This window comes from Rugosimonospora africana (assembly GCF_016862975.1).
GTDB lineage: Bacteria > Actinomycetota > Actinomycetes > Mycobacteriales > Micromonosporaceae > Rugosimonospora > Rugosimonospora africana.
In genome coordinates this window covers 272,938-298,825 of record NZ_BONZ01000015.1, presented here as the reverse complement: position 1 = coordinate 298,825, position 25,888 = coordinate 272,938, and the positions used below count along the sequence as shown (strand labels likewise).

The following is a 25,888-nucleotide window of genomic DNA, read 5'->3' as shown; positions in this document are numbered from 1 at the left end:
TGCCGTGTTCGCGGCGCGGCGGTCGCCAAGAGGATGCCGTGTTCGCGGCGCGGCGGTCGCCAAGAGGATGCCGTGTTCGCGGCGCGGCGATTGCGGAGAGAGCGCCGTGTTCGCGGCGCGGCGGTCGCGAGGGGCGCGCCGTTGGCCGCGGTCTCGCGGTTGCGGGGAGGATCAGGCCGCCGGCTCCGGAACCGGCTCGATCCGGAGGTCCCTGCGGCCGAGCGCGGCCAGGATTTCGTTGACCACCCGGACGTCCTCGGCCAGTGCGCGCGCCACGCGCCGGTCGCCACGCCCGTCGCGACGCAGTACGAAGTAGTGCACGGCGGCCCGCACCTTCGCCCGGTCGGCCGCGCTCGCCCGGATCGTGTCGGTGACCAGGTTGCCCAGGACCTCGGTGATGCGCTCGGCCAGCACGATGTCGGTCGGGTCGCGGTCGGCCCGCAGACCGGCCAGGTTCCCGTCGAGCTGCCGGAGCAGCACGTCCGTTTCGTGCCGCAGCCCGCGCAGTCCCTCAATCACTGGGTCACCTCCATACCGTGACTACTTCGTCACTCTTTGTGGCCGGTGTTGAGTGAACCTACTTGATTGGCAGCAATAACGGCAAGCACCAGCTCTGGTACACACAGAAGATTCCGCCATTAAGAGGACAGCGCTGGTCTTGTCATACGGGCGAGAGAGTATGGGTCTGTGTTCAACGACTTCGGACCGGCGACGAGTGCGTGGTTCCGTGCCGCGTTCGCCGGTCCGACGGCGGCGCAGTCCGGTGCGTGGCAGGCGATCAGCGCGGGGCGCAACGCACTCGTGGTCGCGCCGACCGGATCCGGCAAGACTCTCGCCGCGTTCCTCTGGTCGCTCGACCGGCTCGCCACCGAGCCGCCGCCGGAAGACCCGATCGGGCGCTGCCGGGTGCTCTATGTCAGTCCGCTCAAGGCGCTGGCGGTCGACGTCGAGCGCAATCTCCGCACGCCGCTCACCGGCATCCGGCAGGCGGCGCATCGGCTCGGCCTGACACCGCCCGACATCACCGTCGGCATGCGCACCGGTGACACGCCTGCCGACGAGCGTCGCGCTTTCACCAAGCGGCCGCCCGACATCCTGATCACCACGCCCGAGTCACTGTTCCTGTTGCTCACCTCGTCCGCCAGAGAGTCGCTGCGCAGCGTCGAGACCGTGATCATCGACGAGGTGCACGCGGTCTGCGCGACCAAGCGGGGCGCGCACCTGGCGCTCTCGCTGGAACGGCTGGACGCGCTGCTTCCCCGTCCGGCGCAACGCATCGGGCTGTCCGCGACCGTCCGCCCGATCGAGGAGACCGCGCGCTTCCTCGGCGGCGCGGCCCCGGTGGAGATCGTCCAGCCGAAATCCGCGAAGACCATCGAGGTGACCGTCCAGGTACCGGTCGAAGACATGACCAACCTGGCCGCCGCGCCGCCGTCGTTGAATGACCCGGATCCCGGCGCCGGTCCGGCACGCGGTTCGATCTGGCCCGCGGTCGAGGAGCGGGTGCTCGATCTGATTCAGGCGCACCGGTCGACCATCGTGTTCGTCAACGCGCGCCGCGGCGCGGAGCGACTCTGCGCGCGCCTCAACGAGCTGGCGCTGGAGCGGGCCGGCGCCGATCCCCTGCCGGCCGGCACCCGGATGCCGGCCGAAATCATCGCCCAGTCCGGCGTCGGGTTGGGCGTCGGTCCGGCGGCTGCCGACACAAGCGCCGGCGCCTCGGCAAGCGAGGGCCGGGCCGCACCGGTGGTGGCCCGGGCGCACCACGGCTCGATGTCCAAGGAAGAGCGCAAGCACATCGAGGAGTTGCTCAAGTCCGGCCAGCTGCCCGCGGTCGTCGCGACCAGCAGCCTCGAGCTCGGCATCGACATGGGCGCCGTCGACCTGGTGGTTCAGGTCGAGGCGCCGCCCAGCGTGGCCGCCGGGCTGCAGCGCATCGGCCGAGCCGGGCACCAGGTGGGTGCCGTGTCCCGGGGCGTGGTGTTTCCGAAGCACCGCGGCGACCTGCTCTCCTGCGCGGTCGTCGCGGAGCGGATGACCGAGGGCGCGATCGAGGAGCTGAGATACCCGCGCAATCCCCTCGACGTCCTGGCTCAACAGGTCGTCGCCATGGTCGCGATGGACCCGTGGCAGGTGCCCGACCTCGCCGCGCTGGTGCGGCGGAGCGCCCCGTTCGCCGAGTTGCCGCCCTCGGCTCTGGAGGCGACGCTCGACATGCTCGCCGGCCGCTACCCGTCGACCGCGTTCGCGGAACTGCGCCCGCGGCTGGTCTGGGACCGGCACACCGACGTGCTCACCGGCCGGCCCGGAGCCCAGCGGCTCGCGGTGACCAGCGGAGGCACCATCCCCGACCGGGGACTGTTCGGCGTCTTCCTGGTCGGCGCGGAGCGCGGCGCCCGGGTCGGCGAGCTGGACGAGGAGATGGTCTACGAGTCCCGGGTCGGAGACATCTTCCTGCTCGGCTCGACGTCCTGGCGGATCGAGGACATCACTCCGGATCGGGTGCTGGTCTCACCCGCCCCGGGGGCGCCGGCCCGGATGCCGTTCTGGAAGGGCGACACGCTCGGCCGGCCGGTCGAGCTGGGCCGGGCGATCGGCGCGAGGCTCCGCAACCTGGTCAAGGCCGGCCCGGCCGACGCCCGGGCCTCGCTGTCCGACAGCGGGCTGGACGAGTGGGCGGTCGACAACCTGCTGACCTACCTGAGCGAGCAGCGCGAGGCGACCCGTTCGCTGCCGGATGACCGCACGGTGGTCGTCGAGCGGTTCCGCGACGAGCTGGGCGACTGGCGACTGACCGTCCACTGTGTACTCGGTGCCCGGGTCAACTCGCCGTGGGCGCTGGCGATCGGTCGGCGGCTGACCGAACGGTACGGTTTCGACGCGCAGGTGCTGCCGTCGGACGACGGCATCGTGATCCGGCTGCCCGACGTCGCCGACGAGCCACCGGGCGCCGACCTCGTCGCATTCGACCCGGAGGAGATCGCGGCCGCCGTCGAGGAGACGGTGGGCACCTCCGCGCTGTTCGCGGCCCGGTTCCGGGAGTGTGCCGCCCGCGCGTTGCTGCTGCCCCGCCGCGACCCACGCCGGCGAAGCCCCCTCTGGCAGCAGCGGCAGCGCTCCGCCCAGCTGCTCGACGTGGCCCGGGAGTACGCCGACTTCCCGATCACCCTGGAGGCGGCCCGGGAGTGCCTTCAGGATGTGTTCGACGTGCCGGGCCTGGTCGGCCTCATGCGCGACCTGTCCGCGCGGAAGGTCCGGATAGTCGAGGTGGAGACGCAGAACCCCTCCCCGTTCGCGCGCTCGCTGCTGTTCGGATACGTCGGCGCGTTCGTGTATGAAGGCGACGCGCCGCTGGCCGAGCGGCGAGCCGCCGCGCTGGCGCTGGACTCCACCCTGCTCGGCGAGTTGCTCGGCCGGGTCGACCTCCGGGAGCTCCTCGATCCGGAGGTGGTCGTCGAGACCGAGCGGCGGTTGCAGTGGCTCACCGACGACCGGCGCCCGCGCGACGCGGAGGATGCCGCCGAGATCCTGCGGCTGCTCGGCGATCTGTCCACAGTGGAGGCCCGCGAGCGGTGTGTGGACCCGGCCTGGCTGGAGGAGCTGGAACGGGCACGGCGAGCGATCAGGGTACGCATCGCCGGACAGGAGCGATGGCTGGCGGTCGAGGACGCGGGGCGGGTCCGGGACGCGTTCGGCGTGGCGCTGCCGGTCGGGCTCGCGGCCGCGTTCGTCGAGCCCGGACCGGATCCGCTCGGCGACCTGGTCGCCCGTTATGCGCGCACCCGCGGCCCGTTCGCCGCGGCGACCTGCGCCGCCCGGTTCGGGCTCGGTGTCTTCGTCGTCGAGCAGGCACTGCGCCGGCTCGCCGCGGCCGGGCGTGTCACCTCCGGCGAGTTCACCCCAGCTGGGGCGGGCACCGAGTGGTGCGACACGCAGGTGCTGCGGATGTTGCGCCGCCGGTCGCTGGCCGCGCTGCGCAAGGAGATCGAGCCGGTACCGCCGGCAGCCCTGGCCCGCTTCCTGCCGGCCTGGCAGCACGTCGGCTCCTCCGCGCGGGGCGTGGAGGCCACCGCGGCCGCCATCGAGTCGCTGCAAGGACTCGCCGTCCCCGCCTCGGCGCTGGAACGGCTGGTCCTGCCGGCCCGGGTCGCCAACTACTCCCCGGCCTACCTCGACGAGCTGTGCGCGTCCGGCGAAGTGGTCTGGTCCGGGGCGGGCGCCATCGCCGGCGGCGACGGCTGGGTCAGCCTGGCGTTCGCTGATGCCGCGCCGCTGCTGCTGCCGGAACCGGCGCAGACGCTCACCATGACGCCGGTACACCAGGCGATCCTGACCACGCTCGACGGCGGCGGCGCCCTGTTCTTCCGGGCGCTGACCGACCGGGTGACGGCCGAGCTGGCGGCCGGCGCGGGCGCCGACCCCGCGACCGGAGGCGTGGCACCGCCGACCGACGCCGATCTGCTCGCCGCGCTATGGGATCTGGTCTGGGCCGGGTTCGTGGCCGGCGACACCCTGGCTCCGCTGCGCGCCGCACTCTCCGGCTCCGGAGCACATCGCGGGCGACCGGCTGCCGCCCGCAGCCGGTACCGCCGGCCGGGCCGTCCCGGCGCGCTGACCGGCGGCTCGCTGACCGGCGGCACCTCGCTGGCCGTCGCGCGTTCCGGGCCGCCCTCCGGCGCCGGGCGCTGGTACCGGACGCCCGACCGTGATCCGGACCCGACGCGGCGGGTCACCGCGCTCGCCGACGCCCTGCTCGACCGGTACGGCGTGGTGACCCGGGGCTCGGTCATGGCGGAGGGCGTCGAGGGCGGCTTCGCCCGGATATACCCGGTGCTCGCCGCCATGGAAGAGCGCGGGGCGGTCCGGCGCGGGTACTTCGTCGAAGGGCTGGGCGCGGCACAGTTCGCCCTTCCCGGGGCGGTGGAGCGGCTCCGCTCCCCGGCGGAGGGCACCCGCTGCACGGTGCTGGCCGCGACTGACCCGGCCAACCCGTACGGAGCCGCGCTGCCCTGGCCCGAACGGGTGGTGGACGCCGGTGAGGGCGAGCCGACCGGGCACCGGCCGGGTCGGAAGGCGGGCGCGCTCACGGTACTGGTCGGCGGCGACCTGGCGCTGTATGTGGAGCGGGGCGGCCGGACCCTGCTGTCCTACACGAACGACAACGAGATACTCGCGCTGGCGGCGAAGGCGCTGGCCGACGCGGTACACGCGGGGGCGCTCGGGCCGATGTCGGTGGAGCGTGCCGACGGGGCCCCGGTCCACGCGTCGCCGCTGCGCGACGCGCTCGCCGGCGCGGGATTCCGGGCCACGCCCCGGGGCCTGCGGCTGCGCGGCTGACGCGACGGCTCCCGGCCGAGCCGACGATTCCCACGCCGCGGCGGCGTGTTCGCCGGCACCCGGACCTGCGGCGGCGGGGCCGGACCAAGCTGGCGCGCGCTGCCGCACCGTGCCGGCGCCCCGTCGAGCGTCGGGCGGACCGGGTCGGCGCCCTGCCGGGGCGTCGGGCGAACCGGGTCAGCGCCCTGCCGGGCGTCGGGCGAACCGGGTCAGCGCCCTGCCGGGGCGTCGGGCGGGAAGGGATCAGCGCCCGGCATCGTCACGCGGTTCCGCCCCGGACCCGATCCGATCGATCGGGTTCGGGGCGGAGCCCGTCGTGCTCTTGGGTTGTGGCCGGCGTCAGCCGGGCCCGCGTCGGGCCGGCGTCAGCCGAATCGCCCGGCCAGGTTCAGCCGAAGCAGTTGGCTATCGGCGTGTTGCCCTGACAGTTGGCCGGCCGATTCCCGGCGACAGCCGACAGGTTGTCGATCGTGAGTGCGGTCAGTGCGCTGTTGATGCCACCGGGCGCCGCTGGCGAGGTGTTGTTGCTGACTTGCGACGCGAACAGCGCGAGGGTGCCGGGGTTGGTGGTGATGCCCGCACCCTGAGACCCGGCCAGCGTCGTGGTGTTGCCGCTGATCTCGGTACGCCGCAGCACCACGTTGCCACCCACGTTCGTGAGACCGCCGCCGCTGCCCCGGCTCGTGTTACCGGTGATCTTGCTGTCGTTGACCGTGAGTGGCCCCGTGTTGAAGATCCCGGCACCGGAGCCACTGGCGAAGTTCCCGGTCACGGTGGTGTTGTTGTTCAGCAACAGAACGCCTTGGCTAAAGATGCCACCGCCGTTGTTGGCGTTATTCCCGCTGATGTCGCTGTGGCTGACGGTCGCCGTGATCGCCGGAGCGTCGACGAACAACCCACCACCCTGGCCGGATGCCTGGTTGTGGCTCAACGTGCTGTCGGTGAGCTCGAGCCCACCGCCGTTGAAGACCCCGCCACCCCGGACCGCGGAGTTGCCGGTGAACGTGGAGTTGGTGACACCGAGGAATCCGGTGTTGCGGACTCCACCACCGTCAGCGGAGGCGCTGTTCGCGGTGAAGGCGCTGTCGTTGACGATGGCTACACCGGCGTTGTCGATGCCGCCACCGTTGCCGGCGACGGCCTGGTTACCCCTGACCGTGACGTGCGTCAGGAAGGCGTTGCCGCCGGTCTGGATCCGGATCCCGGCTCCGTTCGGCGACGTCGCGCTGTCCTGGCCGCCCGCGACGGTCAGGTTCTGCGCGGTCAGGCTGCCGCCGTTGGCCACGTCGAAGATCCGGAACGCACCCGCGTTGGCCCCCCGAACGATCGTGGCGTCGTTGCCGATGATCGTGATCGGCTGAATGATGACCGGCAACCCGTCGCCAAGCGAGCTGGACGGCGGAGCCGAGACCGCGGTGAGTGTGTACGTGCACTTCGACGCGAGCGACAGAGTTCCACCGGTACCCGCGTTCGCCACCGTGAGTGCACTGATCAGGGCGTTCGGGTCGCAGGCCACCGGCGTGCTCTGGCCGCCAGGCGCACCGGGACCGCCAGGTCCACCGGGACCGCCGGGCCCACCAGGACCGCCGGTACCCCCGGAACCGCCGGGAGGCCCACCGGAACCACCAGAGCCACCGGGCCCTCCGGGCGCCGCGAGGCTCGGGGCACTACCACCCTGAGCACTACCACCCTGAGCACCGGCGTCCTGGGATGGACTACCCGAACTCCGGATGATGGGACCCGCGCTGCGCGGGGCGCTGCCGCCCGCAGCCGAGCCACCCACGCCGTCGACCGGCTGTGGGTCGTGCCAGACCGGGCTGCCACTGGCGATCGGTACCGGACCCGATTGCGAGTTGTCGGCGTGATTGGCGAACGCTACCCCGGTCATCCCCGCGATAAGGCCCCCCGCGAGAACGCCGGCCAGCGGCCACCGAGCCCTGCGTGTTCGTCTGAGCGCCGCCGGATGGGCGGCGTCAGGCTGCCGAGTGTGATCTTCGGCCATAGAAGCTGCCTGCCCTTCTTCGATACGAGCGGCTACACCAACACCCCATGCGGGACTAGGTAGCCACAAACGGGCTTTGGTTCTTAGCAGCACCATAAAAGGGATTTCACCCCGATAACCGGCAATGGCGAGTTATCTACACATATGGGTGTCAAGGGCTCAAGGGGAGCAGAGCGGAGCACTACCGTCACGAGGCAGGCGGAGCACTCGTGACGGTCGGGTAGCCTCGACGCTCATGGCCGCAGATCAAGCACAGGTGTCCGACGCCGCTGACAGCCACTCAGAACCCCGAACGGATTCCCTGGAGTCCCGCCCGGAGCCGATCGACGACCTCGTGACCACCCGGCACACGCTGCGCGCCGCGACCGGTGAGCTCAACTACACGGCGCAGGCCGGCCGGGTCGTGTTGCGGCAAGAGGTGCACAAGGACGACGTGTTCGACGGCCACAAGCCCAAGGCCGAGGTCTTCTTCACCGCGTACACGCTCGATGGCGCCGAGCCCGGAACGCGCCCGGTGACGTTCGCGTTCAACGGTGGCCCGGGCTCCGCGAGCCTGTGGCTGCACATGGGCCTGCTCGGGCCGAGGCGGGTGGTGATGGGCGACGCCGGTGAGCTGCTGCCGCCGCCGTACGGGCTGGCCGACAACGAGCAGACCCTGCTCAATCACTCCGATCTGGTCTTCATCGACCCGGTGTCGACCGGGTACTCGCGTGCGGCGCAGGGAGAGAAGCCCAAGGACTATCACGGGTACACCGGCGACATCGAATCCGTCGGCGAGGTGATCCGGTTGTGGGCCTCACGCAACAACCGGTGGCTGTCTCCCAAGTACCTGTGCGGTGAGTCCTACGGCACTCTGCGCGCCGCGGCGCTGTGCCGCCACCTGCAGGAGCGCTATGGGATGAACCTCAACGGGCTCATGCTCGTCTCGTCGGTACTCGACATGGCCACCCTGGACTTCCACCAGGACCAGGACGTCTCGTACCCGCTGTACCTGCCCACGTACGCCGCCATCGCGCACTACCACGGGCTGCACGGCGACCGTCCACTCGCCGACGTACTCTCCGAGGCCGAGCGGTTCGCCAGCCGCGAGTACCCGTGGGCCCTGGCCCAGGGAGCCCGGCTGTCCGCCGAGGAACGGGCCGGCGTCCTGTCCACCCTCGCGCGACTGACCGGCCTTGACGCGGACTACCTCGACCGGGTCGACCTACGGGTGGAGCACATCAGGTTCTTCACCGAACTGCTGCGCTCCCGGCGCCGCACGGTCGGCCGGCTGGACGGGCGGTTCCTGGGCTGGGAGGCCGACTACGGCCGGGAACACTTCTCCGCCGACCCGTCGATGGACGCGATCGTCGGTCCGTACGCCGCCGCGATCAACCACTACGTCCGGGCCGAACTGGAGTACGCGAACGACCTGCCGTACGAGGTGCTGACCCGGCGGGTGCAGCCCTGGTCGTACAAGGAGTTCGAGGGGCAGCCGGTCACCGTCACGGACAAGCTGTCGGCCGCCATGCGCGCGAACCCGCACCTGCGCGTGTACGTCGCCTCCGGGTACCACGACGGTGCCACGGCCTACTTCGCCACCGAGCACACCATGGCGCACCTGGCGATCCCCGACGAGTTGCGCGCGAACATCGAGATCAGGTATTTCGAGGCCGGCCACATGATGTACGTGCACGAGCCGAGCCGCCTGGCCCTGTCGGACCAGCTGGCCGAGTTCGTCGGCGGCGGGCGGCAGTCCGGCAGTTGACGGATCGGGCGGGCGGCTGGACGCCTCCGCCGCCCGCCGGCTCACCCGGAGCAGTTGGCTACCGCGACGGCTCACCCGAAGCAGTTGGGTACCGCGACGGCGCTCCCTGCGCAGTTGGTGGGCCGGTTGCCGACGATGACCGTACCGGGGTCGACGTTGACCGCCGCGTTGTCGGTGGACACTCCGCCGGGTGGTGTCGTCGCGCTGTTGCCGGTCACCTGATCCCGTTGCAGGGCAAGGCTCCCACCGCTGTTGGCGACACCGCCGGCGGACGAACCCGTGCCGACCGCCCGGTTCGCGTCGACGTCGCTGTCCCGGACCACCGCGTTCGCCCGGGAGTCGGTGTTCAGCAGCCCGCCGCCGTTGCCACCCGCCGTGTTGCCGGTGATCCTGTTGCGGAGGAACACCAGCGTTCCCTCGTTGGCGATCCCGCCGCCGTCGCCGGATGCGGTGTTACCGCTGACCGTGCTCTCCCGCAGGGTGATCACGGCCGCGCTGAAGATGCCGCCGCCGAGCGCCGAGGTGTTTCCGGTGACCGTACTGTGGTCCAGCGTCGTGGAGGTACCGGTGAGCTCCACCGCGATCCCGCCGCCCTCGACCGTGGCGCGGTTGCCGCGAAGCGTGGTGTTGGTCAGGTGGGCGACGCCGAAGGTGAGGATCGCTCCACCGCTGCCCGCGGAGTTGCCAGACAGCGTGGAATTCTCCACGGTCAGGTCCGCGGTGTTGTAGATCGCCCCGCCGAGGCTGCCGGTGCTGTTGCCGGTGAACGTGGAGTCGACGACGCGCAAGACTCCGTCGGTGTTGACGATGGCACCACCCCGTTGCGGCGACCGGTTGTTCGTAAGCACGCAGTGGATGACGGTCACCTGAGCGCCGGACTCCATCGAGATGGCACCGCCCTGAATCGACGAGTTGGTGCTGCCTCCGGTGAGGGTCAGGTCCCGCAGGGTCAGGTCGCCGCTGAAGGCGACGCCGAAGATGCCGAAAGCGGGCGCGGTGGCCGCACGCGCGATCGTTGCGCCGTTGCCGAGCAGCGTGATGGGCTGGGCGATGACCGGCAGCCCGAACTGGTTTCCCGCATCGGCGGCCAGCGAGTAGGTGCAGTCGCGAGCCAGAGCCAGGGTTCCGCCACCGTTCGCGTTGGCCCGCTCGATCGCCGCGATGAGCGCGGCCGGGTCGCACGACACGGGGGTACCGGCACCCGGGCGCGGCAGCGCCGCCAGGCTCATGCCGGGCCGTGCGGTACCCGCCAGCCCGGCCACCGCCGCGGCCAGGAGCCCGGCGACCAGTACCCGTACCGCCAGCCGCCGGACCGTACCCGCCCGCCGCGGCGCCACCGCCGGGTCGGCTTCATCCCTGGACATCGAAGGTTCCACCTTTCGCGAACGCCGGAGGTCAGCCGGAGCAGTTAGGTACCGGCACGGGGCTGCCGGCGCAGTTGGTGGGCCGGTTCCGCACGATGGTCGAGGCGTTGTCCACGGTCACCGGCGTGGTGGTGAAGACGCCACCGGGCGCGGTCGTCGAGACGTTGTCGGTGATCCGCGTCGAGTTCACCACGAGCGTGCCGTCGCGGTTGCCGATGCCGCCGGCCACCCCGCCCGCATCGGAGACGGTATTGCCGCTGACCTCGCTGCGGCGTATCACGGCCTGGGCGTTCGCGGTGCCGTTGTCGATCCCGCCGCCGAAGGTCGTCGCCGTGTTCCCGGTGATCCTGCTGTCTTCGACCGTCAGATCCTGCAGGTTGAAGATCCCGCCGCCCACCTGCCCCGCGGTGTTCCCGTCGACCGTGCTGTGACGCACGTAGGTCTCACCGGTGGTCGAGATCGCGCCGCCGCTTCGTGAGGCGCTGTTCCCGCTGATCGTGCTCTGGTCGATGGTCAGCGAGATCGGGCCGATCCGGGTATCGATCGCGCCACCGCCGGTCGCGTGATTCCCGGCAAGCGTGCTGTTCCTGATCGTGACCTTGCCTTCGGCGGTGAGCGCTCCTCCATTGGTGGATGAGTTGCCCTCCAGCCTGGAGCGGTCGACGGTCAGCGAGTCGGTGTTGAAGACGGCCCCACCGTCCAGCCCGCTGGCGTTGCCGCGCAGGACGCATTCGACGAGGCTGAGACTGCCCGCGTTGAAGACCGCTCCACCCTGCGACTGGGCGTTGTTCCCGGAGAACGTGACATCGGTGAACGTGCCGGCCCCGCCCTGCTCGATGCGGATCGCGCCGCCGCTCGATGCCGCGGCCGCGGCCGATCCGCCAGCCACCGTCAGGCCGCGCAGCGTGAGGTCCCCGCCGGCGCGCACGTTGAAGACGCGGAACGGTGCCGCGGTCGCCTCGCGGACGAGCCGGGCGTCGTTGCCCAGGATGTTGACCGCCTGGGTGATCGGTGGCAGGCCGTTGCCGTCCTGGTTGACCGTCAGGGTGTACGTGCATTGGCGAGCCAGCGACAGCGTGCCGCCGGAGCCCGCGTTCGCCAGCAGCAGCGCCTCGATCAGGGCGTCCGAGTCGCAGGCCACCGACCGCACGACCGGCGCACCCGCACCGGCGCCCACCGCGGGCAGCCCGGGCACGAGTGCGACCGCCCCGGCCAGCCCGGCCGCCACGGTACCGGCGAGGAGGCCCCGAACCAGCCCCGGCCGTGCCCGGACGGTCAGGTCAGGAACCGGAGACCGAGCGGCCCGCCCGGCCGTGTCCTCCGTCATCTGAGCCACCCGCCTCTCTTTTTCGACTGGTCCGGCTCGGCGCGTCAGGTGCCGCGCCCAGGACCCAGACCAGTCGTCGACCAGTCCGGCCCGGCGCGTCAGGCACCGCACCGCACCGCGCGGCGCCCCAGACCAGTCGGGGCCCGACGCCAAGCTGCTGATACGACCATAGGTTTGATGAAGGGATCTCAGGTATTAATCGCCAGAAAAGCCCCACATGGTGGAGGTGCGGACCGCTACTAATCTCGGGGACATGCCGAGCTATCGCTGGATGACGCTGACCACCGACTACGGCCTCACCGACGGGTTCGTCGCCGCCGTGCACGGAGTGATCGCCAGACGCGCGGACTGGGTACGGGTCATCGACATCACCCACCAGATCCCGCCCGGCGATGTCGCCCGGGGCTCGGCCGTGCTCGCGCAAGCGGTGACGCACATGCCGATCGCTGTGCACGTCGCGGTGGTGGACCCGGGAGTCGGCACGGCCCGCCGCCCGATCGCCATCCAGGCGCCCAACGCCATCCTGGTCGGGCCGGACAACGGCCTGCTTCCGGCCGCCGCCGACGCGCTCGGCGGCGTGGAGCTGGCGGTACACCTGGACGATCCGGGCTGGTTCCTGCCCGAGGTCTCCCGCACCTTCCACGGCCGGGATGTGTTCGCCCCGGTGGGGGCGCGGCTGGCCGGAGGGACACCGGTCAAGTCGGCCGGCACCCCGCTCGACCCGGCCACCCTGGTACGGCTGCCCGACCCGGTGGTCACCATCGGCGACGGGTACATCGAGGCCGAGGTGCTGACCGTGGACCGGTTCGGCAACGTCCAGTTGGCCGCGCCCGGTCAGGCGCTGGACGACCTCGGCGACCAGTTGATCGCCGGCGGCCTTCGCGCGGTCAAGGGCGGCACGTTCGGCGACGCGCCCCCGGGCGACCTGGTCGTCTACGTGGACTCGGCCGACCGGGTGGCGCTGGCCATCAACGGTGGGCGTGCCGTGGTCGCGCTCGCGGTGTCGGCCGGCGACGTGCTGCGCGTGGCCACGCGCTGAGCGGAGGCGAGCACGGCCCACGCCCGCTGGTGGAGCGCAGCCGGAGCCGGGTCTTGGCGGAGGCGAGCACCGCCCACGCCGGCCAGCATGTCAGCGGACCGCGTCGACCCCCGACTCCAGGCTCAGCGACCGGGGCGTGAAGCCATGCCGCCGGTAGAACGCGATCGCGCGTTCATTGGCCGCGTACGCGGTCACCGCCAGCCGTTGCGCACCCGAGTCCGCCGCCCATCGCGCGAACGCCGCCACCAGGCCGGTGCCCACACCCTGGCCTCGGTAGTCGGGCTCGACGAAGACGTTCTCCAGTTCGCCCACCTTGATCGGCCGGGTGGGGTACGGCCCGTTCACCCGCGCGACCAGGTACCCGACCGTGCGCCCGTCCAGTACCGCGACCCAGCACGCCGCGTGCTGCGTGGTGATTACCGCGCCGTAGTAGCGGCGACCCTCCCGGTTCGGCCAGTCCACGTCGAGGTATTCGTCGCGCAGCCCGCCGTCTTCGGCGAACAGCCCAGCGGACAGTGCGACCACCGCCGGAAGGTCCTCGACGGACGCCAGACGGATTTCCATCCGACAGACGGTACGCGCCGGGACGGTCCAGGAGGGGGCAACCGGGCCGGGGCCGGAGGCCGGCAGCCAGGTTGACGCGTGGCCGCCACTCGGGTCGGATCACCGGGTCAGCAGCAGGGCGCCGACCGCTCCGGCCAGCCCGACCACCGCGAGGCACGCACCGGTCCAGCTCAACCGGCCCAGCGACACGGTGACCCCCTCCGAACGGCAGCGCTCGTACCAGATCAGGGTCGCCAGCGACGCCCACGGCGTGATGATCGGTGCCACGTTCGTACCGATGAGCAGGGCCAGCACCTGGTCGTGGTGGGCGACCGACACCACCGCCTCGCCCGCCAGGTACGCCGGCAGATTGTTGAGTACGTTCGACAGCCCGGCGCCCACGCCCGCCGCCCGCAGCAGTCCCGCGGTGCCGTCCGAGGTCCCGATCAGTGTCCGGAGCACGCCGTCCAGCCCGTGCCGGCCGATCGTCTGCATCACCAGGAACAGCCCGGTGACGAACACCAGCAGCCGCACCGGGATGAGCCCCCAGCGCAGATCGCGCCGGTCGAAGGCCAGGAAGCCGGCGACCGCGATGGCCGCCGCGGCACTCGACGCCAGTGCCAGCGGTACCTCCACCAGAATGCCCACCACGAACAGCAGGCAGGCGGCGACACAGACGGCGAACAGCACCGGACGCCTCGGCCGCAGCCGATCGGGCGGCGGGTACCGGTCCGCGCCGCGCACCCCGCGCCGCCAGTAGAAGAGCCAGAGGAACAGCATCGTCGCGAGGATGGCGGCCAGTTGCGGGAGCGCCATCCGGTGCGCGAACACCACCGGCGGCAGCCCGATCCGCCCGGCGGCGAGCACATTGGTCAGGTTGGACACCGGCAACAGCAGGCTCGCGGTGTTGGCCAGCCAGACCGTGGTCATCGCCAGCGGCAGCGGGCGACCCCCGATCCTCGCCGCCAGCGCCAGCATGACCGGCGTCAGCAGGACCGCGGTCGTGTCCAGGTTGAGGGTGATGGTGGTGAATGAGGCCAGCGCGACGCAGAGCACGAACAGCGCCGGATAGCTGCCGCGGGCCGTCCGCGCGATCCAGGCCGCGATGACGTCGAACACCTCGGCCGCCGCGGTCAGCTCGGCGAGCGGGATCACCGTGAACAGGAACACCAGGATCGGCAGGACGCGCCGCATCGTGGTGTCCGTTTCGGACAGCGGCAGCAGGCCGCTGGCCACGAACCCGATCCCGGTGGCGAGTAGGGCGATCGCGACCCAGTCCAGCGTGTGGAGGCCCAACCAGCCGGCACGGGGCCGGGCCGGCTGCGCGTTCCCGTCCTCGCTCATCGGGCGGGATGCTATCCGCGTACCGGGACCGGCGCCCGGGAACAGAGCCCGCTGCGATCCCCGTCACGGGTCGTCGCCGGGTCGCGGGTACGGCAGGATGGTGGGATGCCGGAGGGGGATACCGTCTGGAACACCGCGCGGGTGTTGCATCGCGCGCTCGCGGGTCGGCGGCTGACCGCCTCGGATTTCCGGGTACCGCAGCTTGCCACCGTCGATCTGACCGGCGCGATGGTCACCGAGTCGGTCAGCCGAGGCAAGCACCTGTTCCTCCGGGTCACCCTGCCGGACGGCGACCGTCGCCTGAGCCTGCACTCGCACCTGCGCATGGACGGCGCCTGGCGCGTCTACCAGCCGGGTGCCCGCTGGGCGGCCCGCCCCGCGCACCTGATCCGGGTGGTGGTGCGCACCGCCGACCAGGTCGCGGTCGGATACCACCTGCACGATCTCGCGCTCATCCCGACCGGGCAGGAGGAGAGCCTGGTCGGGCACCTCGGGCCCGACCTGCTCGGACCGGACTGGGACCCGGACGAAGCGGTCCGGCGGCTGTCCACCCACCCGGACACCACGATCGCCGAGGCGCTGCTGGATCAGTCCAACCTCGCCGGCATCGGCAATCTCTACAAGTCCGAGCTGCTCTACCTGCGCGGCGTCTGGCCGTGGACCCCGGTCCGGGAGGTGGACGACCTCGGCGCGCTCGTCGCGCTGGCCAAGAAGCTGCTCACCGCGAACCAGGGGCGCTGGACCCAGAGCACCACCGGGTCGCTGCGGAAGGGCCAGACCACCTACGTGTACGGGCGCCACGCGGTGCCCTGCGGGCGCTGCGGGACCCTGATCGAGAAGGCGGAGCAGGGCGAGCGGGTCACCTACTGGTGCCCGTCCTGCCAACCGGGCCCGGGCTGACCCCGCTGAGGCTGATCCTGAAGGCTGGCCCGACTGGCCGGGCTCAGCCGATCGTGCGCAGCTCGGCCAGGCCGGCCGCGATTCCGCGCAGCAGGTCCGTGGCCTCCCGCAGGCGCCCGATCGAAGTCCCGTCGACGGCCATCCGGCCATCTTGCGCGACATAGCCGGCTGCCGCACCGACCAGCTTCTCGTACGCGTCGACGCCCTCGGTGAAGTGTGCGAGCAGTTCGGCGTGAGCCTGCTCCAGCTCGGTGTCGCCCGGTGTGACCGCCAGTGCCCGCTCCACCGCGGCGGTTCGCTCACCCAGGTCACGCAGGGTCCGCTCGGCCTGCGCCGCCTCCCGCGCCACCGGCTGTGCCGAACCGTCCAACCGTCCGGCCAGCCCGTCGAAGGTCTGCGAGGCGCGATCCAGCCGGGTCCAGGCCGGTACGACCGAGGATCCGCGCAGCCGCGCCCGGGTCCGTACCCGCTGCAGCTCGGCGACCGCGCTGCGACCGGCCGGCAGCCGCGAGACCAGCCCCTCGATCCGGGTCCAGTTGCGGGCACCGGCACGGGCCGGCTCCGGCTCCGGGGCCGGTTGGGCGGCCAGCTCGCGCAGGTCGCTCCACCGCCACCAGGTCAGCACCGCCGAGCCGCCGGTCAACCCGGCCCAGACCGCATCGAGCCAACCCACCCCGTGGTACGGCACCAGAACCGCGGTCGCGCCGGCGAACGTCCCGGCCAGTACGCTCCACAGGCGGGCGGAGCGGCGTAGCCGGCGGAGCTGCCGGAAATACCGTGCTCGTTGATCAGCCATTGCCGCTCCCCCCGTACCGCCGTCAGGCTCAGCCGGTGGCTTGGTCCCCACTCGCCTTGTCGCGCGCCATGCTCGCCCGGATCTCATCCAGCCGCGACACGCTCGCGTCCTTCTGCGCGTTTGCCGTCGCCGCCGGACCGGCCTCCACGGCGGGCTGCGCCGGCGCCGCGGCCAGCTGCTCGCCGGCCATGCTCGCCCGGATCTGCTCCAGCCGCGAGGCACCGGCCATGTCCAGCGTGGACTTCTGCACCTCGAGCATGCGCCCCTCGACCGAGTTCGATGCGAGCTCGGCCCGGCCCATGGCCGTCGCGTACCGGCGCTCGATCTTCTCCCGGACCTCGTCCAGCGAGGGCGTGTTGCCCGGCGCGGCGAGCGACGACATCGACTCCAGCGACCTCGCCACGGTCTCCTGCATCTTGGCCTGCTCCAGCTGGCTCATCAGCTGAGTGCGCTCGGCGAGCTTCTGCTGAAGGATCTGCGCGTTGTTCTCCACCGCCCGGCGTGCCTGGGTGGCGGCCGACAGCGCCTGGTCGTGCAGGGTCTTCAGGTCCTCCATCGACTGCTCGCTGGAGACCAGCTGGGTGGCGAAGGTCTGCGCGGTGTTCTCGTACTTGACCGCCTCGTCCTCGTTGCCCCCGGAACGGGCCTTGTCGGCGAGTACCAGGGCCTGGCGCGCGGAGGACTGAAGCTTCTGTACCTCGTCCATGGTCCGGGACAGCTTCATCTCCAGCTGGCGCTGGTTACCGATCACCGCCGCGGCCTGCTGGACAAGGGCCTGGTGCTGGCGCTGAGCGTCCTCGATCGCCTGCTGGATCTGCACCTTCGGATCGGCGTACTCGTCGATCTTGGCGCCGAACAGCGCCATCAAGTAGCGCCAGCCCTTGACGAACGGATTCGCCATATCTGTCGGTTCCTCTCTGCGGCCGTTGTGATGTGCATCGCCTGTGTCGTCTTCCCCATCGTCGCAGGAGGATGCGAACCCGTCACGCCGGCTACGGGGCAACTCAGGGTTGGTCCGGAGAATACGCTTGTCCGGGCCGGCCCCAGGTACCTAGTGTGCCCGCTTATGCCACCGCCCGGCCAGTTCGCCGGCTGTCTGGCGAACGACCCTCGCCTTGATCGAATGGCGATCTCGGCCGGTGATCGGGTGGATTCGAGCTGATCACGATGCGCCCTTGATCGACGGGCGTGGCGATCGATGGCCATGGCGGCCCGACTGGTCTGGGTCGTGGCGCAGCGCCAGACACGCCGAGCCAAACTGGTCGGCGACTGGTCTGGGTCGTGGCGCGGCGCCAGACACGCCGAGCCAGACTGGTCGACAGAGAGCCCGGTCACACTCCGGAGAGCACGTCTCGCCGGAACGTCCGGGTGCGCAGCGTGGTGGACAGTGGCGTGTCCCGCCGGATGGTCACCGACACGTGGCCGTCCATGGTCGTCGACACGCTGGTCTGGGCGACCGGCGCCACCCGCCTGTTCTTGGCGTTTCCGAGCGCGGCGGACTTCGCCGAGCCCCGCCCGCGGCTGACCGCCAGCGCGGGGCGCGCCGGTGCGGCCACGCCGGCCAGCGCGGGCTCCACCGGCCCCCGGGCCTCGGCCGCGCCCGCCATCGCCGGCTGCGCCTCGCCGCCCTCGGCCGCGCCGGCCAGCGCCGGCTCCGCCGAATCCTGACCCTTGGGATCGGTCCCGGTCGTGTCGCGCTCGCCGATCAGTGCCGCGCTGCCCTGCTCGGGCACGCCCCGCCGCTCGGACCCGCCGACCCCCACCTCGCCCCGCTCGCTGCTGGCGACCGTGGAGCTGACCTCGTGCAGAAGCTCGGAAAGCCGCGCGCCTAGCGCGTCGCAGACAGCGGCCAACAGCTCGCTGGAGGCTTCCTTCTGACCCCGCTCGATTTCGGACAGATAGCCCAAACTGACGTTCGCCGCGGTGGAAACCTCGCGCAGGGTCCGGTGCTGTGCCTGGCGGCGGGCTCGCAGTGCGTCGCCGATCACCCGACGTAACAGGATCATCGCACCCCCCTCGCGGTTTCCCGCCACGGTACCCGCTTCTGCCGACAACGACACCACTGCCCCGCCAGCCCATTGGCCGCAACACCGGCCGGCCGCGCCGGCTTCCCGGTCCCGCACGGCCCCATCGGAGTAAGCCTGGACTTATAGACGGTACGCCCGTGAGCCGGGGCGCGCGGGCAGTTGATCTTCGATCGGCCGGGCTTCCGCCCCGATCCGGAGCGAGATCTAGATCCCGACCGCGCCGGCCAGCAGGGCGAGCGCGGCCGTCACGACGTTGCGGCGGATCGCCGACCGGTCGCCGTCCAGGGCGAGGCGCCGTACCGCGTCCGCGCCGCCGGGGCCGTGGAGTCCAATGTAGACAGTGCCGGCCGCGACCCCGTCCTGCGGGCCCGGCCCGGCGACACCGGTGGTGGACAGGCCCCAGTCGGTACCGCAGCGCTCGCTCACGCCGAGCGCGAGGGCCGCGGCGACATCCGGATCGACCGGCCCGCGCTCGGCGAGCAGCGCCGCGTCCACCCCGGCCAGCGTCGCCTTCAGGTCGGTGGCGTAGACCACCAGGCCGCCCCGGAAGACGGTGCTCGCTCCGGGTACGTCGACGATCGTCGCGGCCAGCAGGCCGCCAGTCAGCGACTCGGCGACCGAGAGGGTCTGCCGCCGGCCGCGCAACGCGTCCAGTACGCGGGTGATCGAGACAGGCGCGGCGGCGCCCGGCCCGCCGCCCGAAGTACCGGATCCGCTCATGCCGCCTGCCATGCCTCGTGTGCCGCGCAGACCCGGCGCCACAGCGCTTCCCGCTCGTACGCGCCCACGTCGCTCAGGGCGAGCCCGAACACGTCGGCGAGCGCCTCGTACCACTCCGCCTGGCTGGTCAACTCGCGCTGCCCACCGGCCGGCGACCGGGACAGCACCTGGCCGCGCAGCAGGTCGGCACCAGTCGAGTCGCGTCGCTGCACGACGACCGTGCGCGCGTACGGCGACTCCGGCGCCGTGGACTTCCACTCGTGCGGCCGCTCGAAGTCGCCCTGCACGGCGGTGTCCGCCCGCATGTCGAACCCGGTGATGCTGGCAGCCGGATCGTGGTTGAACCGCCAGCCGAGGAACTCCACGCCGGACGGCTCCAGCCGGTACCGGAACGGGCCGTCGATGATCTCGCCGGTGCGCAACGGCAGCGGCTCGTACGGCCCGTCCCCGAGCCCGACGTCGACCAGCCACATGCCGTCCGGGTTGCCCCGGGTGGGCAGCCCGTGCACGGACAGCGCCAGGTGATTGCCGTTCGCGCCGACCGGCTTCGGCTCATTCCTGCTCTGTACGCCGGCGCGATGCCAGCGCACCGAGTATCCGAGCGCGGACAGCAGCAGCGAGAAGGCCCCGTTGAGGTGGTAGCAGTACCCGCCCCGGCCGGCCAGGATCCGGGCGGCCGAGTCGTACGGGTTGATCGTGGTGGGGGTACCGAGATGGATGTGCAGATTCTCGTACGGCACCCGCTCGACGTGCGCCCGCTGCAGGGCGGCGAGCCCGTCCGCGCTCGGCGGGCCGGGATCGACGATGCCGAGCCGGTTCAGGTATCCGGTGACGTCGAGCTCCAGCACGTCATGCCCTCCCCGATCGGCGCAGCCGGACGGCCCGTACCACGTAATCCACGCCGGTGATCACGGTAACCACCACCGCCGCCGCCATGATCGCTGCCCCCACCCGCTCCACGGCCGCCGAGAACGGCCACAGGTACCAGGCGATCGCGAGGATCTGGAGAGTTGTCTTGATCTTCCCGCCCCGGCTGGCCGGGATCACCCCGTGCCGGATGACCCAGAACCGCAGCCCGGTCACGCCCAGTTCCCTGGCCAGGATCACCACGGTCACCCACCAGGGCAGGTGGCCGTACCAGGACAGGAGCACCAGCGCGGTACCGGTCAGCAACTTGTCCGCGATCGGGTCGGCGACCTTGCCGAATGCGGTGATCAGATTCCAGGTACGGGCGATCCAACCGTCCACGAAGTCGGTGAGCGAGGCGACGACGAACGCAACGCAGGCCAGCATCCGCAGCCCGGAGTGGGCCATGCCGGAACCCACGGTCAGCGCGGCGAACGCCGGGACGAGCACGAGCCGCAGCGCGGTCAGGGCATTTGCCGGGTTTGCGATCGAGACGTCGCGCCGCGCCGCTCCCACCGCAGGCTCCGGCGTCTCGCTCATGCCGAATCCTCGCTCCGCTGCGGTCCGGCATGAGGCACCGACGTGCTGTAACTCTGACTCCTGATCCTCACGGGAGGAGCGGCTCCGCCGCGCTCGCCCATCCGGCGCTCGCTCATGCCGGCCCGGCCCCCGCGACGGGGGACGCGATCAAGTCGACCCCCACGCTGCCGGTGACCACCGCGGTGACCAGATCGCCGGGCCGCAGCCCGGCCACGTCGCCGACCAGCGTGGTGCTGCCGTCGATCTCCGGCGCCTGGTGCGCGCCCCGGCCCTCGACACCTTCCGCGTCGACCTGCTCGACCAGCACCTCGACCGTCGAGCCGATCCGCTCCTCGGCCCGCTGGGCGCACAGCTCGTCGACCAGTGCGGACAGCCGCTCGTACCGGCGCTTGATCGTCGCCCGGGCGACCTTGCCGGGCAGCCCGGCCGCCTCGGTGCCCTCCTCGTCGCTGTAGTCGAACACCCCGATCGCGTCCAGCCGGGCGGCGGTCAGGAACCGCTCCAGCTCGGCGACGTCGGCCCGGGTCTCGCCGGGGAAGCCCACGATCACGTTGCTGCGCGCTCCGGCCTCGGGTTCCAGCGCACGGGCCGAGTCCAGCAACTCCAGGAACCGCTCGGTCGACCCGAACCGGCGCATCCGGCGGAGCACCGGCTCGGACGAGTGCTGGAAGGACAGGTCGAAGTAGGGCGCGACGCCCGGCGTGGTGGCAATCACCTCGACCAGGCCCGGACGGGTCTCGGCGGGCTGGAGGTAGGACACCCGTACCCGGACAATGCCGTCCACCCCGGCGAGCTGCGGCAACAGCTTCTCCAGCAGCCGGGGGTCGCCGAGATCCTTGCCGTACGAGGTGGAGTTCTCGCTCACCAGCACCAGCTCACGGACCCCGTCGCGGGCCAGGAACTCGGCCTCGGCGAGCAGTTCGTCCGGGGTACGGGAGACAAACGCGCCGCGGAACGTCGGGATGGCACAGAACGCGCACCGGCGGTCACAGCCGCTGGCCAGCTTGAGCGAGGCGACCGGCCCCTTGGTCAACCGCTGGCGCAGCACGGGCCGCAGATGCGCGGGCGTGTGCCGGTCCACGGTCGCGTGGCCGGGCTGCACGACCGTGGCGGTGTGCCGCTCGACCGGAGTCAGGGGCAGCAGCGTGCGGCGGTCACGCGGGGTGTGGGACTCCACGGTCTCGCCGGCCGCGATCGCGGACAGTCGGGCCGAGATGTCCGGGTAGTGGTCGAAACCGAGGACCGCGGCGGCCTCCGGCAGGCTGTCGGCCAGCTCACGCCCGTACCGCTCGGCCATGCAGCCGGTCGCCACCACCTTGGCGCCGGTGTCCGCGGCGGCCAGCAGCGTCTCGATCGAGTCCTGCTTGGCCTTCTCCACGAAGCCACAGGTGTTCACGAGCACGACGTCGGCGGCGGACCCGTCGGTGGTCACCTGCCAACCGTCGCCGGACAGCCGGGCCGCCAGCTCCTCGGAATCGACCTCATTGCGCGCGCAGCCGAGCGTGAGCAGCGCGACGCGGCGGCCTTCGGGGGCGGGTACGGGCATCCTCCGAGGTTACCGGGCCGGTCGGAGGGGATCGCGGTCCGCCCGTGCGCAGACCGTGGGGCGACGCCGAAAGGCGGTACTGGGCCTGTCCCGCGGGGACTCACGTCAGATCCGGCGAGGCCGCCCGTGCGCCTCCACCGACAGCAGGACGGTCAGCACGGCGGTGACCGCGGCCAGCTGCCAGATGCCCAGTACCCAGCCGACCGGCACGGTGAGCAGCGCACCGGCCACGCAGGCCAGCCGGTACCAGGGCCGGCCGATCCGCATGATCCGCCGGAAGATCAGGTCGCCGGCCAGGAACACCGCGACGCCGCCTCCCAGGGTCAGGGCGGCCGGGGTGCCCAGCGGCTGGAATGTGTGCCCGATCACGCTCTTGACGCCGGCGGCCACCAGCACGATGCCCAGCAGGATCGGGTAGTGCGCGTACCCGTAGGCACGGATCGCGGTCCTGGCCCGCCGCTTGGCGTCCTCGATGCGGTCCATGGCGTGCTCCGCGCGCTCGTCATCGCCACCGAAGTACGCCCACCACAGGTAGTACGACAGGACGAGGCCGAGCACCGCTGCCAGGATCAGCCGCCAGCTCAGCGGCGTGCCACGGGCACCGGCGCCGATCGCGACCACCGACTCGCCCAGCGCGATGATGACGACCAGGCCGTGCCGCTCGACGAAGTGCGCCGCGGAGATCGTGAACCCGCCGATCGGGTGCAGGTACGGCGACACGATCTGCACCAGGAGCGCCGCACCCCAGGCCAGGTCCCGCCAGGCGCCCGGCAGGAACCCGCCGGCCAGTACCAGGCCAGCACTCGTCAGGTTCAACGGGAAGAGACCGGCCACGGCCCGTGCCGCGTTCGCGCCGGCGGAGTACCGGAACAGTCCACTGTGGACGAGGTTGACCGCGAAGTACCCGACCCCGAATGCCCAGCCGGTGCTGCCGAACGCGTGCGGGATGGCCAGCGCCATGGCGAGGAAGCCGGCCATTCCGGTGATCATCATGGCGCGGCGGTACGAGCTGACCGGCGCGACGGCATTGGTGAGCCAGGCGTAGCCGCCGTACATCCACCAGATCAGCCCGAGCAGCAGCATGACGCGAAGGACCGCGGGGACCGTCATGTCGTCGGCGAAGACGCCTGTCAGCTGCGTCACCGTGAACACGAAGACAAGGTCGAAGAAGAGCTCAAGCGTGCTTACCCGCACCGCCGGCTCGGTCGCCCTCTCCGCCTCCACCACGTCGCGAGACTACCCATGCGGCCTCGAGCCCGACCTGGACGCGTGGGTGCCGCCACAACCCGGCTCCGCCGGGAGAGCGCCTCAGCCCGCCGCCGCCCCGCGCAACTCGGCCATCACGCCGCCCAACTCATCGGGCTTGATGAGTACCTCACGGGCCTTCGACCCCTCCGACGGCCCGACGATGCCCCTGGTCTCCATCAGGTCCATCAGCCGGCCCGCCTTGGCAAAGCCCACCCGCAGCTTGCGCTGCAACATCGAGGTGGAGCCGAACTGGCTGGTCACCACGAGTTCGATCGCCTGCACCAGCAGGTCGAGGTCGTCGCCGATGTCCTCGTCGACCTTCTTCTTCTCCTGGACCGGCGTCAGCACGTCCGGCCGGAACTCCGGCTCCCGCTGGTCCTTGCAGAACCTCACCACGTCCTGGATCTCGGACTCGGTGACCCAGGCGCCCTGGATCCGGATCGGCTTCGACGCCCCCATCGGCAGGAACAGGCCGTCGCCCCGGCCGATCAGCTTCTCCGCACCGGGCTGGTCGAGGATCACCCGGGAGTCGGCCAGCGAGCTGGTGGCGAACGCGAGGCGGGAGGGCACGTTGGCCTTGATGAGGCCGGTCACCACGTCGACCGACGGCCGCTGGGTCGCCAGTACGAGGTGGATGCCCGCCGCACGGGCCAACTGTGTGATCCGAACCACCGCGTCCTCGACGTCACGCGGCGCGACCATCATCAGGTCGGCCAGCTCGTCGACGACCACCAGCAGGTACGGGTACGGGCGGATGACCCGCTCGCTGCCCGGCGGGGGCTTGATCTGCCCGGCGCGCACCTTCTTGTTGTAGTCGTCGATGTGCCGGACGCCGCTGGCCGCCAGGTCGTCGTAGCGCATGTCCATCTCGCGGACGACCCAGTCCAGCGCGTCGGCGGCCTTCTTCGGGTTCGTCACGATGGGCGTGACCAGGTGCGGTACACCTTCGTACGAGGTCAGCTCGACGCGCTTCGGGTCGACCAGCAGCAGCCGTACCTCGTCCGGGGTGGACCGGGTCAGCAGCGAGACCAGCAGCGAATTCAGGCACGAACTCTTACCGGCGCCGGTCGCGCCGGCGATCAGGATGTGCGGCATCTTGGCCAGGTTGGCCACGACGTACCCGCCCTCGATGTCCTTGCCGAGCGCGGCGACCAGCGGATGGTGGTCGCCGGTCGCGACCCGGGAACGCAGCACGTCGCCGAGCGCCACGGTCTCCCGGTCGACGTTGGGGATCTCCACTCCGACCGCGCTCTTGCCCGGAATGGGGCTGATGATGCGCACGTCCGGAGACTTCACCGCGTACGCGACGTTGCGCGACAGCTGGGTGATCCGCTCGACCTTCACACCCGGCCCGAGTTCGACCTCGTACCGAGTGACCGTCGGGCCGCGGGTGAAACCGGTGACCGCGGCGTCCACGTCGAACTGCTCGAAGACCCCCTGCAGTGCGCTGATCATCTCGTCGTTGGCCTTGCTGCGCGCCTTCGGCGTGTCGCCGACAGCGAGCAGGTGCGGCGGGGGCAGCTTGTACCCGCCTCCGTCGGTGAGGGTCAGCTGCTCCGCCCTGCTCGGTAGCGGCGAGTGCTCCGGAGGCGTCTGCGGCTTCCGGGAAACCTTCCGGGCTCGGGGCGGCGGCGCCTCCTCAGCCTCTTCGGGCTCCTCGTCGTGCGGTTCGTCGTCGGGCTCCTCGGCGAACGTCGCCTGCCGCCTGCGGGACGGCCGGCGACGGCGCACCGGTGCCGGCTCCGGCTCGACCTCCTCGTCGTCGAGCGCCTCCTCGGCCTCCTCGGCCTCCGACTCCTCGGCGGTGCGGCCGAGAGCGAGGTCGCGCAGCTGCGCCAACCGCTGCGGAATGCGGTTGATCGGTGTCGAAGTGACCACGAGCAGCCCGAACGCGGAGAGCATCAGCAGCAGCGGTACCGCCACCCAGGCGGTGACAGCGCCGGCCAGCAGTCCACCGGCGGCCCGGCCGAGGAGGCCGCCGGCGCTCTGCATGCCGTGCAGGTCGGTCGGCTCACTCGCGGCGACGTGGAGCAGTCCCGCGGTGCCCACGAACAGCGCCGTCCAGCCGACCATCCCGCGACCGGGACGCGGCTCCTCGTCCCGCGCCCGCATCAGCCGGATCGCGCTGATCAGCAGCAGAATCGGCAGCGTGACCGCGATGCTGCCGATGAGCAGCCGGGTCAGCTGGGCGATGTAGTCGCCGAACGGGCCGCCGGCCCGGAACCACACGGCGGCGGCCGTCAGCAGGGCCAGCGCGAGGACCAGCAGTCCGGCCCCGTCGCGGCGGTGCTCCGGGTCGAGCTCACGGGCATCGGCGGCGCGCCGGCCGACGGCCCGGACCAGCCAGCCGACGCCGTGCGCGACGCCCATCCAGAGCAGGACGAGGAGCCTTCCGAGGACGTCGAGAGGACCGACGCCGCGGGTACGCGCATATCCGCTCCGACGCCGTGCCGACGTACCGCGGCGCCGGCTCGCCTGAGAGGTGCGGCCCGCCATGCTGCA

The 25,888-nt window shown here is 71.7% G+C and carries 18 protein-coding genes and 1 pseudogene; 4 read left to right on the top strand and 15 right to left on the bottom strand.

Annotation, left to right across the window (positions count from 1 at the left end; genetic code table 11):
- Positions 1-161 precede the first annotated feature (161 nt).
- Positions 162-519: pseudogene (locus Raf01_RS09545) on the bottom strand (hypothetical protein); the annotation flags it as partial.
- A 168-nt stretch (positions 520-687) separates the two neighbouring features.
- On the opposite strand from Raf01_RS09545, the gene Raf01_RS09540 reads away from it, so the two are divergent.
- Positions 688-5,337 (top strand): ATP-dependent helicase, encoded by a 4,650-nt coding sequence (locus tag Raf01_RS09540; RefSeq protein WP_203917378.1) that lies wholly within the window; start codon positions 688-690, stop codon positions 5,335-5,337.
- A gap of 388 nt (positions 5,338-5,725) precedes the next feature.
- Here Raf01_RS09540 and Raf01_RS09535 read toward each other — a convergent pair whose 3' ends face one another.
- A complete protein-coding gene (locus Raf01_RS09535; RefSeq protein ID WP_203917377.1) occupies positions 5,726-6,853 on the bottom strand; it encodes a hypothetical protein in 1,128 nt (375 codons plus the stop codon).
- 721 nt (positions 6,854-7,574) lie between these two features.
- On the opposite strand from Raf01_RS09535, the gene Raf01_RS09530 reads away from it, so the two are divergent.
- Positions 7,575-9,086, top strand: a complete 1,512-nt coding sequence (locus tag Raf01_RS09530) for a S10 family peptidase (protein WP_203917376.1) — start codon at positions 7,575-7,577, stop codon at positions 9,084-9,086.
- Positions 9,087-9,157: 71 nt separating this feature from the next.
- On the opposite strand, the gene Raf01_RS09525 is transcribed toward Raf01_RS09530, so the two are convergent.
- Together Raf01_RS09525 and Raf01_RS09520 are read right to left on the bottom strand one after the other, a co-directional pair.
- Positions 9,158-10,450 (bottom strand): right-handed parallel beta-helix repeat-containing protein, encoded by a 1,293-nt coding sequence (locus Raf01_RS09525; protein WP_203917375.1) that lies wholly within the window; start codon positions 10,448-10,450, stop codon positions 9,158-9,160.
- 31 nt (positions 10,451-10,481) lie between these two features.
- Positions 10,482-11,777, bottom strand: a complete 1,296-nt coding sequence (locus Raf01_RS09520) for a right-handed parallel beta-helix repeat-containing protein (protein WP_203917374.1) — start codon at positions 11,775-11,777, stop codon at positions 10,482-10,484.
- Between the two features lie 253 nt (positions 11,778-12,030).
- Between Raf01_RS09520 and Raf01_RS09515 the strand changes: the two genes are divergently transcribed.
- Complete coding sequence (locus Raf01_RS09515; RefSeq protein WP_203917373.1) at positions 12,031-12,816, top strand: SAM hydrolase/SAM-dependent halogenase family protein; 786 nt, start codon at positions 12,031-12,033, stop codon at positions 12,814-12,816.
- A 90-nt stretch (positions 12,817-12,906) separates the two neighbouring features.
- On the opposite strand, the gene Raf01_RS09510 is transcribed toward Raf01_RS09515, so the two are convergent.
- Both Raf01_RS09510 and Raf01_RS09505 read right to left on the bottom strand, forming a co-directional pair.
- On the bottom strand, positions 12,907-13,380 hold the full coding sequence (locus Raf01_RS09510; RefSeq protein ID WP_203917372.1) for a GNAT family N-acetyltransferase: 474 nt from the start codon (positions 13,378-13,380) through the stop codon (positions 12,907-12,909).
- Positions 13,381-13,479: 99 nt separating this feature from the next.
- Positions 13,480-14,703, bottom strand: a complete 1,224-nt coding sequence (locus Raf01_RS09505; protein WP_203917371.1) for an SLC13 family permease — start codon at positions 14,701-14,703, stop codon at positions 13,480-13,482.
- 105 nt (positions 14,704-14,808) lie between these two features.
- Between Raf01_RS09505 and Raf01_RS09500 the strand changes: the two genes are divergently transcribed.
- Positions 14,809-15,603, top strand: a complete 795-nt coding sequence (locus Raf01_RS09500) for an Fpg/Nei family DNA glycosylase (RefSeq protein WP_203917370.1) — start codon at positions 14,809-14,811, stop codon at positions 15,601-15,603.
- 43 nt (positions 15,604-15,646) lie between these two features.
- Here Raf01_RS09500 and pspM read toward each other — a convergent pair whose 3' ends face one another.
- The 9 genes from pspM to Raf01_RS09455 all read right to left on the bottom strand — a co-directional run bounded on the left by pspM (position 15,647) and on the right by Raf01_RS09455 (position 25,882).
- Positions 15,647-16,399 (bottom strand): phage shock envelope stress response protein PspM, encoded by a 753-nt coding sequence (pspM, locus tag Raf01_RS09495; protein WP_203917369.1) that lies wholly within the window; start codon positions 16,397-16,399, stop codon positions 15,647-15,649.
- 28 nt (positions 16,400-16,427) lie between these two features.
- Complete coding sequence (locus Raf01_RS09490) at positions 16,428-17,300, bottom strand: PspA/IM30 family protein (protein ID WP_203917368.1); 873 nt, start codon at positions 17,298-17,300, stop codon at positions 16,428-16,430.
- Positions 17,301-17,730: 430 nt separating this feature from the next.
- On the bottom strand, positions 17,731-18,405 hold the full coding sequence (locus tag Raf01_RS09485; protein ID WP_203917367.1) for a helix-turn-helix domain-containing protein: 675 nt from the start codon (positions 18,403-18,405) through the stop codon (positions 17,731-17,733).
- Positions 18,406-18,630: 225 nt separating this feature from the next.
- On the bottom strand, positions 18,631-19,146 hold the full coding sequence (locus Raf01_RS09480; protein WP_203917366.1) for a CinA family protein: 516 nt from the start codon (positions 19,144-19,146) through the stop codon (positions 18,631-18,633).
- Positions 19,143-19,994 carry an arylamine N-acetyltransferase family protein gene (locus Raf01_RS09475; protein ID WP_203917365.1) on the bottom strand — a complete coding sequence of 284 codons (852 nt, stop codon included), beginning with the start codon at positions 19,992-19,994 and terminating at the stop codon, positions 19,143-19,145. Before Raf01_RS09475 ends, Raf01_RS09480 begins: the two co-directional genes overlap by 4 nt.
- A 1-nt stretch (position 19,995) precedes the next feature.
- Positions 19,996-20,592 (bottom strand): CDP-diacylglycerol--glycerol-3-phosphate 3-phosphatidyltransferase, encoded by a 597-nt coding sequence (pgsA, locus tag Raf01_RS09470; protein ID WP_203917364.1) that lies wholly within the window; start codon positions 20,590-20,592, stop codon positions 19,996-19,998.
- A 112-nt stretch (positions 20,593-20,704) separates the two neighbouring features.
- On the bottom strand, positions 20,705-22,138 hold the full coding sequence (gene rimO / locus Raf01_RS09465; protein ID WP_203917363.1) for a 30S ribosomal protein S12 methylthiotransferase RimO: 1,434 nt from the start codon (positions 22,136-22,138) through the stop codon (positions 20,705-20,707).
- 105 nt (positions 22,139-22,243) lie between these two features.
- Positions 22,244-23,365, bottom strand: coding sequence for a low temperature requirement protein A (locus tag Raf01_RS09460; protein WP_239133478.1), 1,122 nt, complete (start codon positions 23,363-23,365; stop codon positions 22,244-22,246).
- A gap of 81 nt (positions 23,366-23,446) precedes the next feature.
- Positions 23,447-25,882 carry an FtsK/SpoIIIE family DNA translocase gene (locus tag Raf01_RS09455; protein ID WP_203917362.1) on the bottom strand — a complete coding sequence of 812 codons (2,436 nt, stop codon included), beginning with the start codon at positions 25,880-25,882 and terminating at the stop codon, positions 23,447-23,449.
- Between the last annotated feature and the right edge of the window lie 6 nt (positions 25,883-25,888).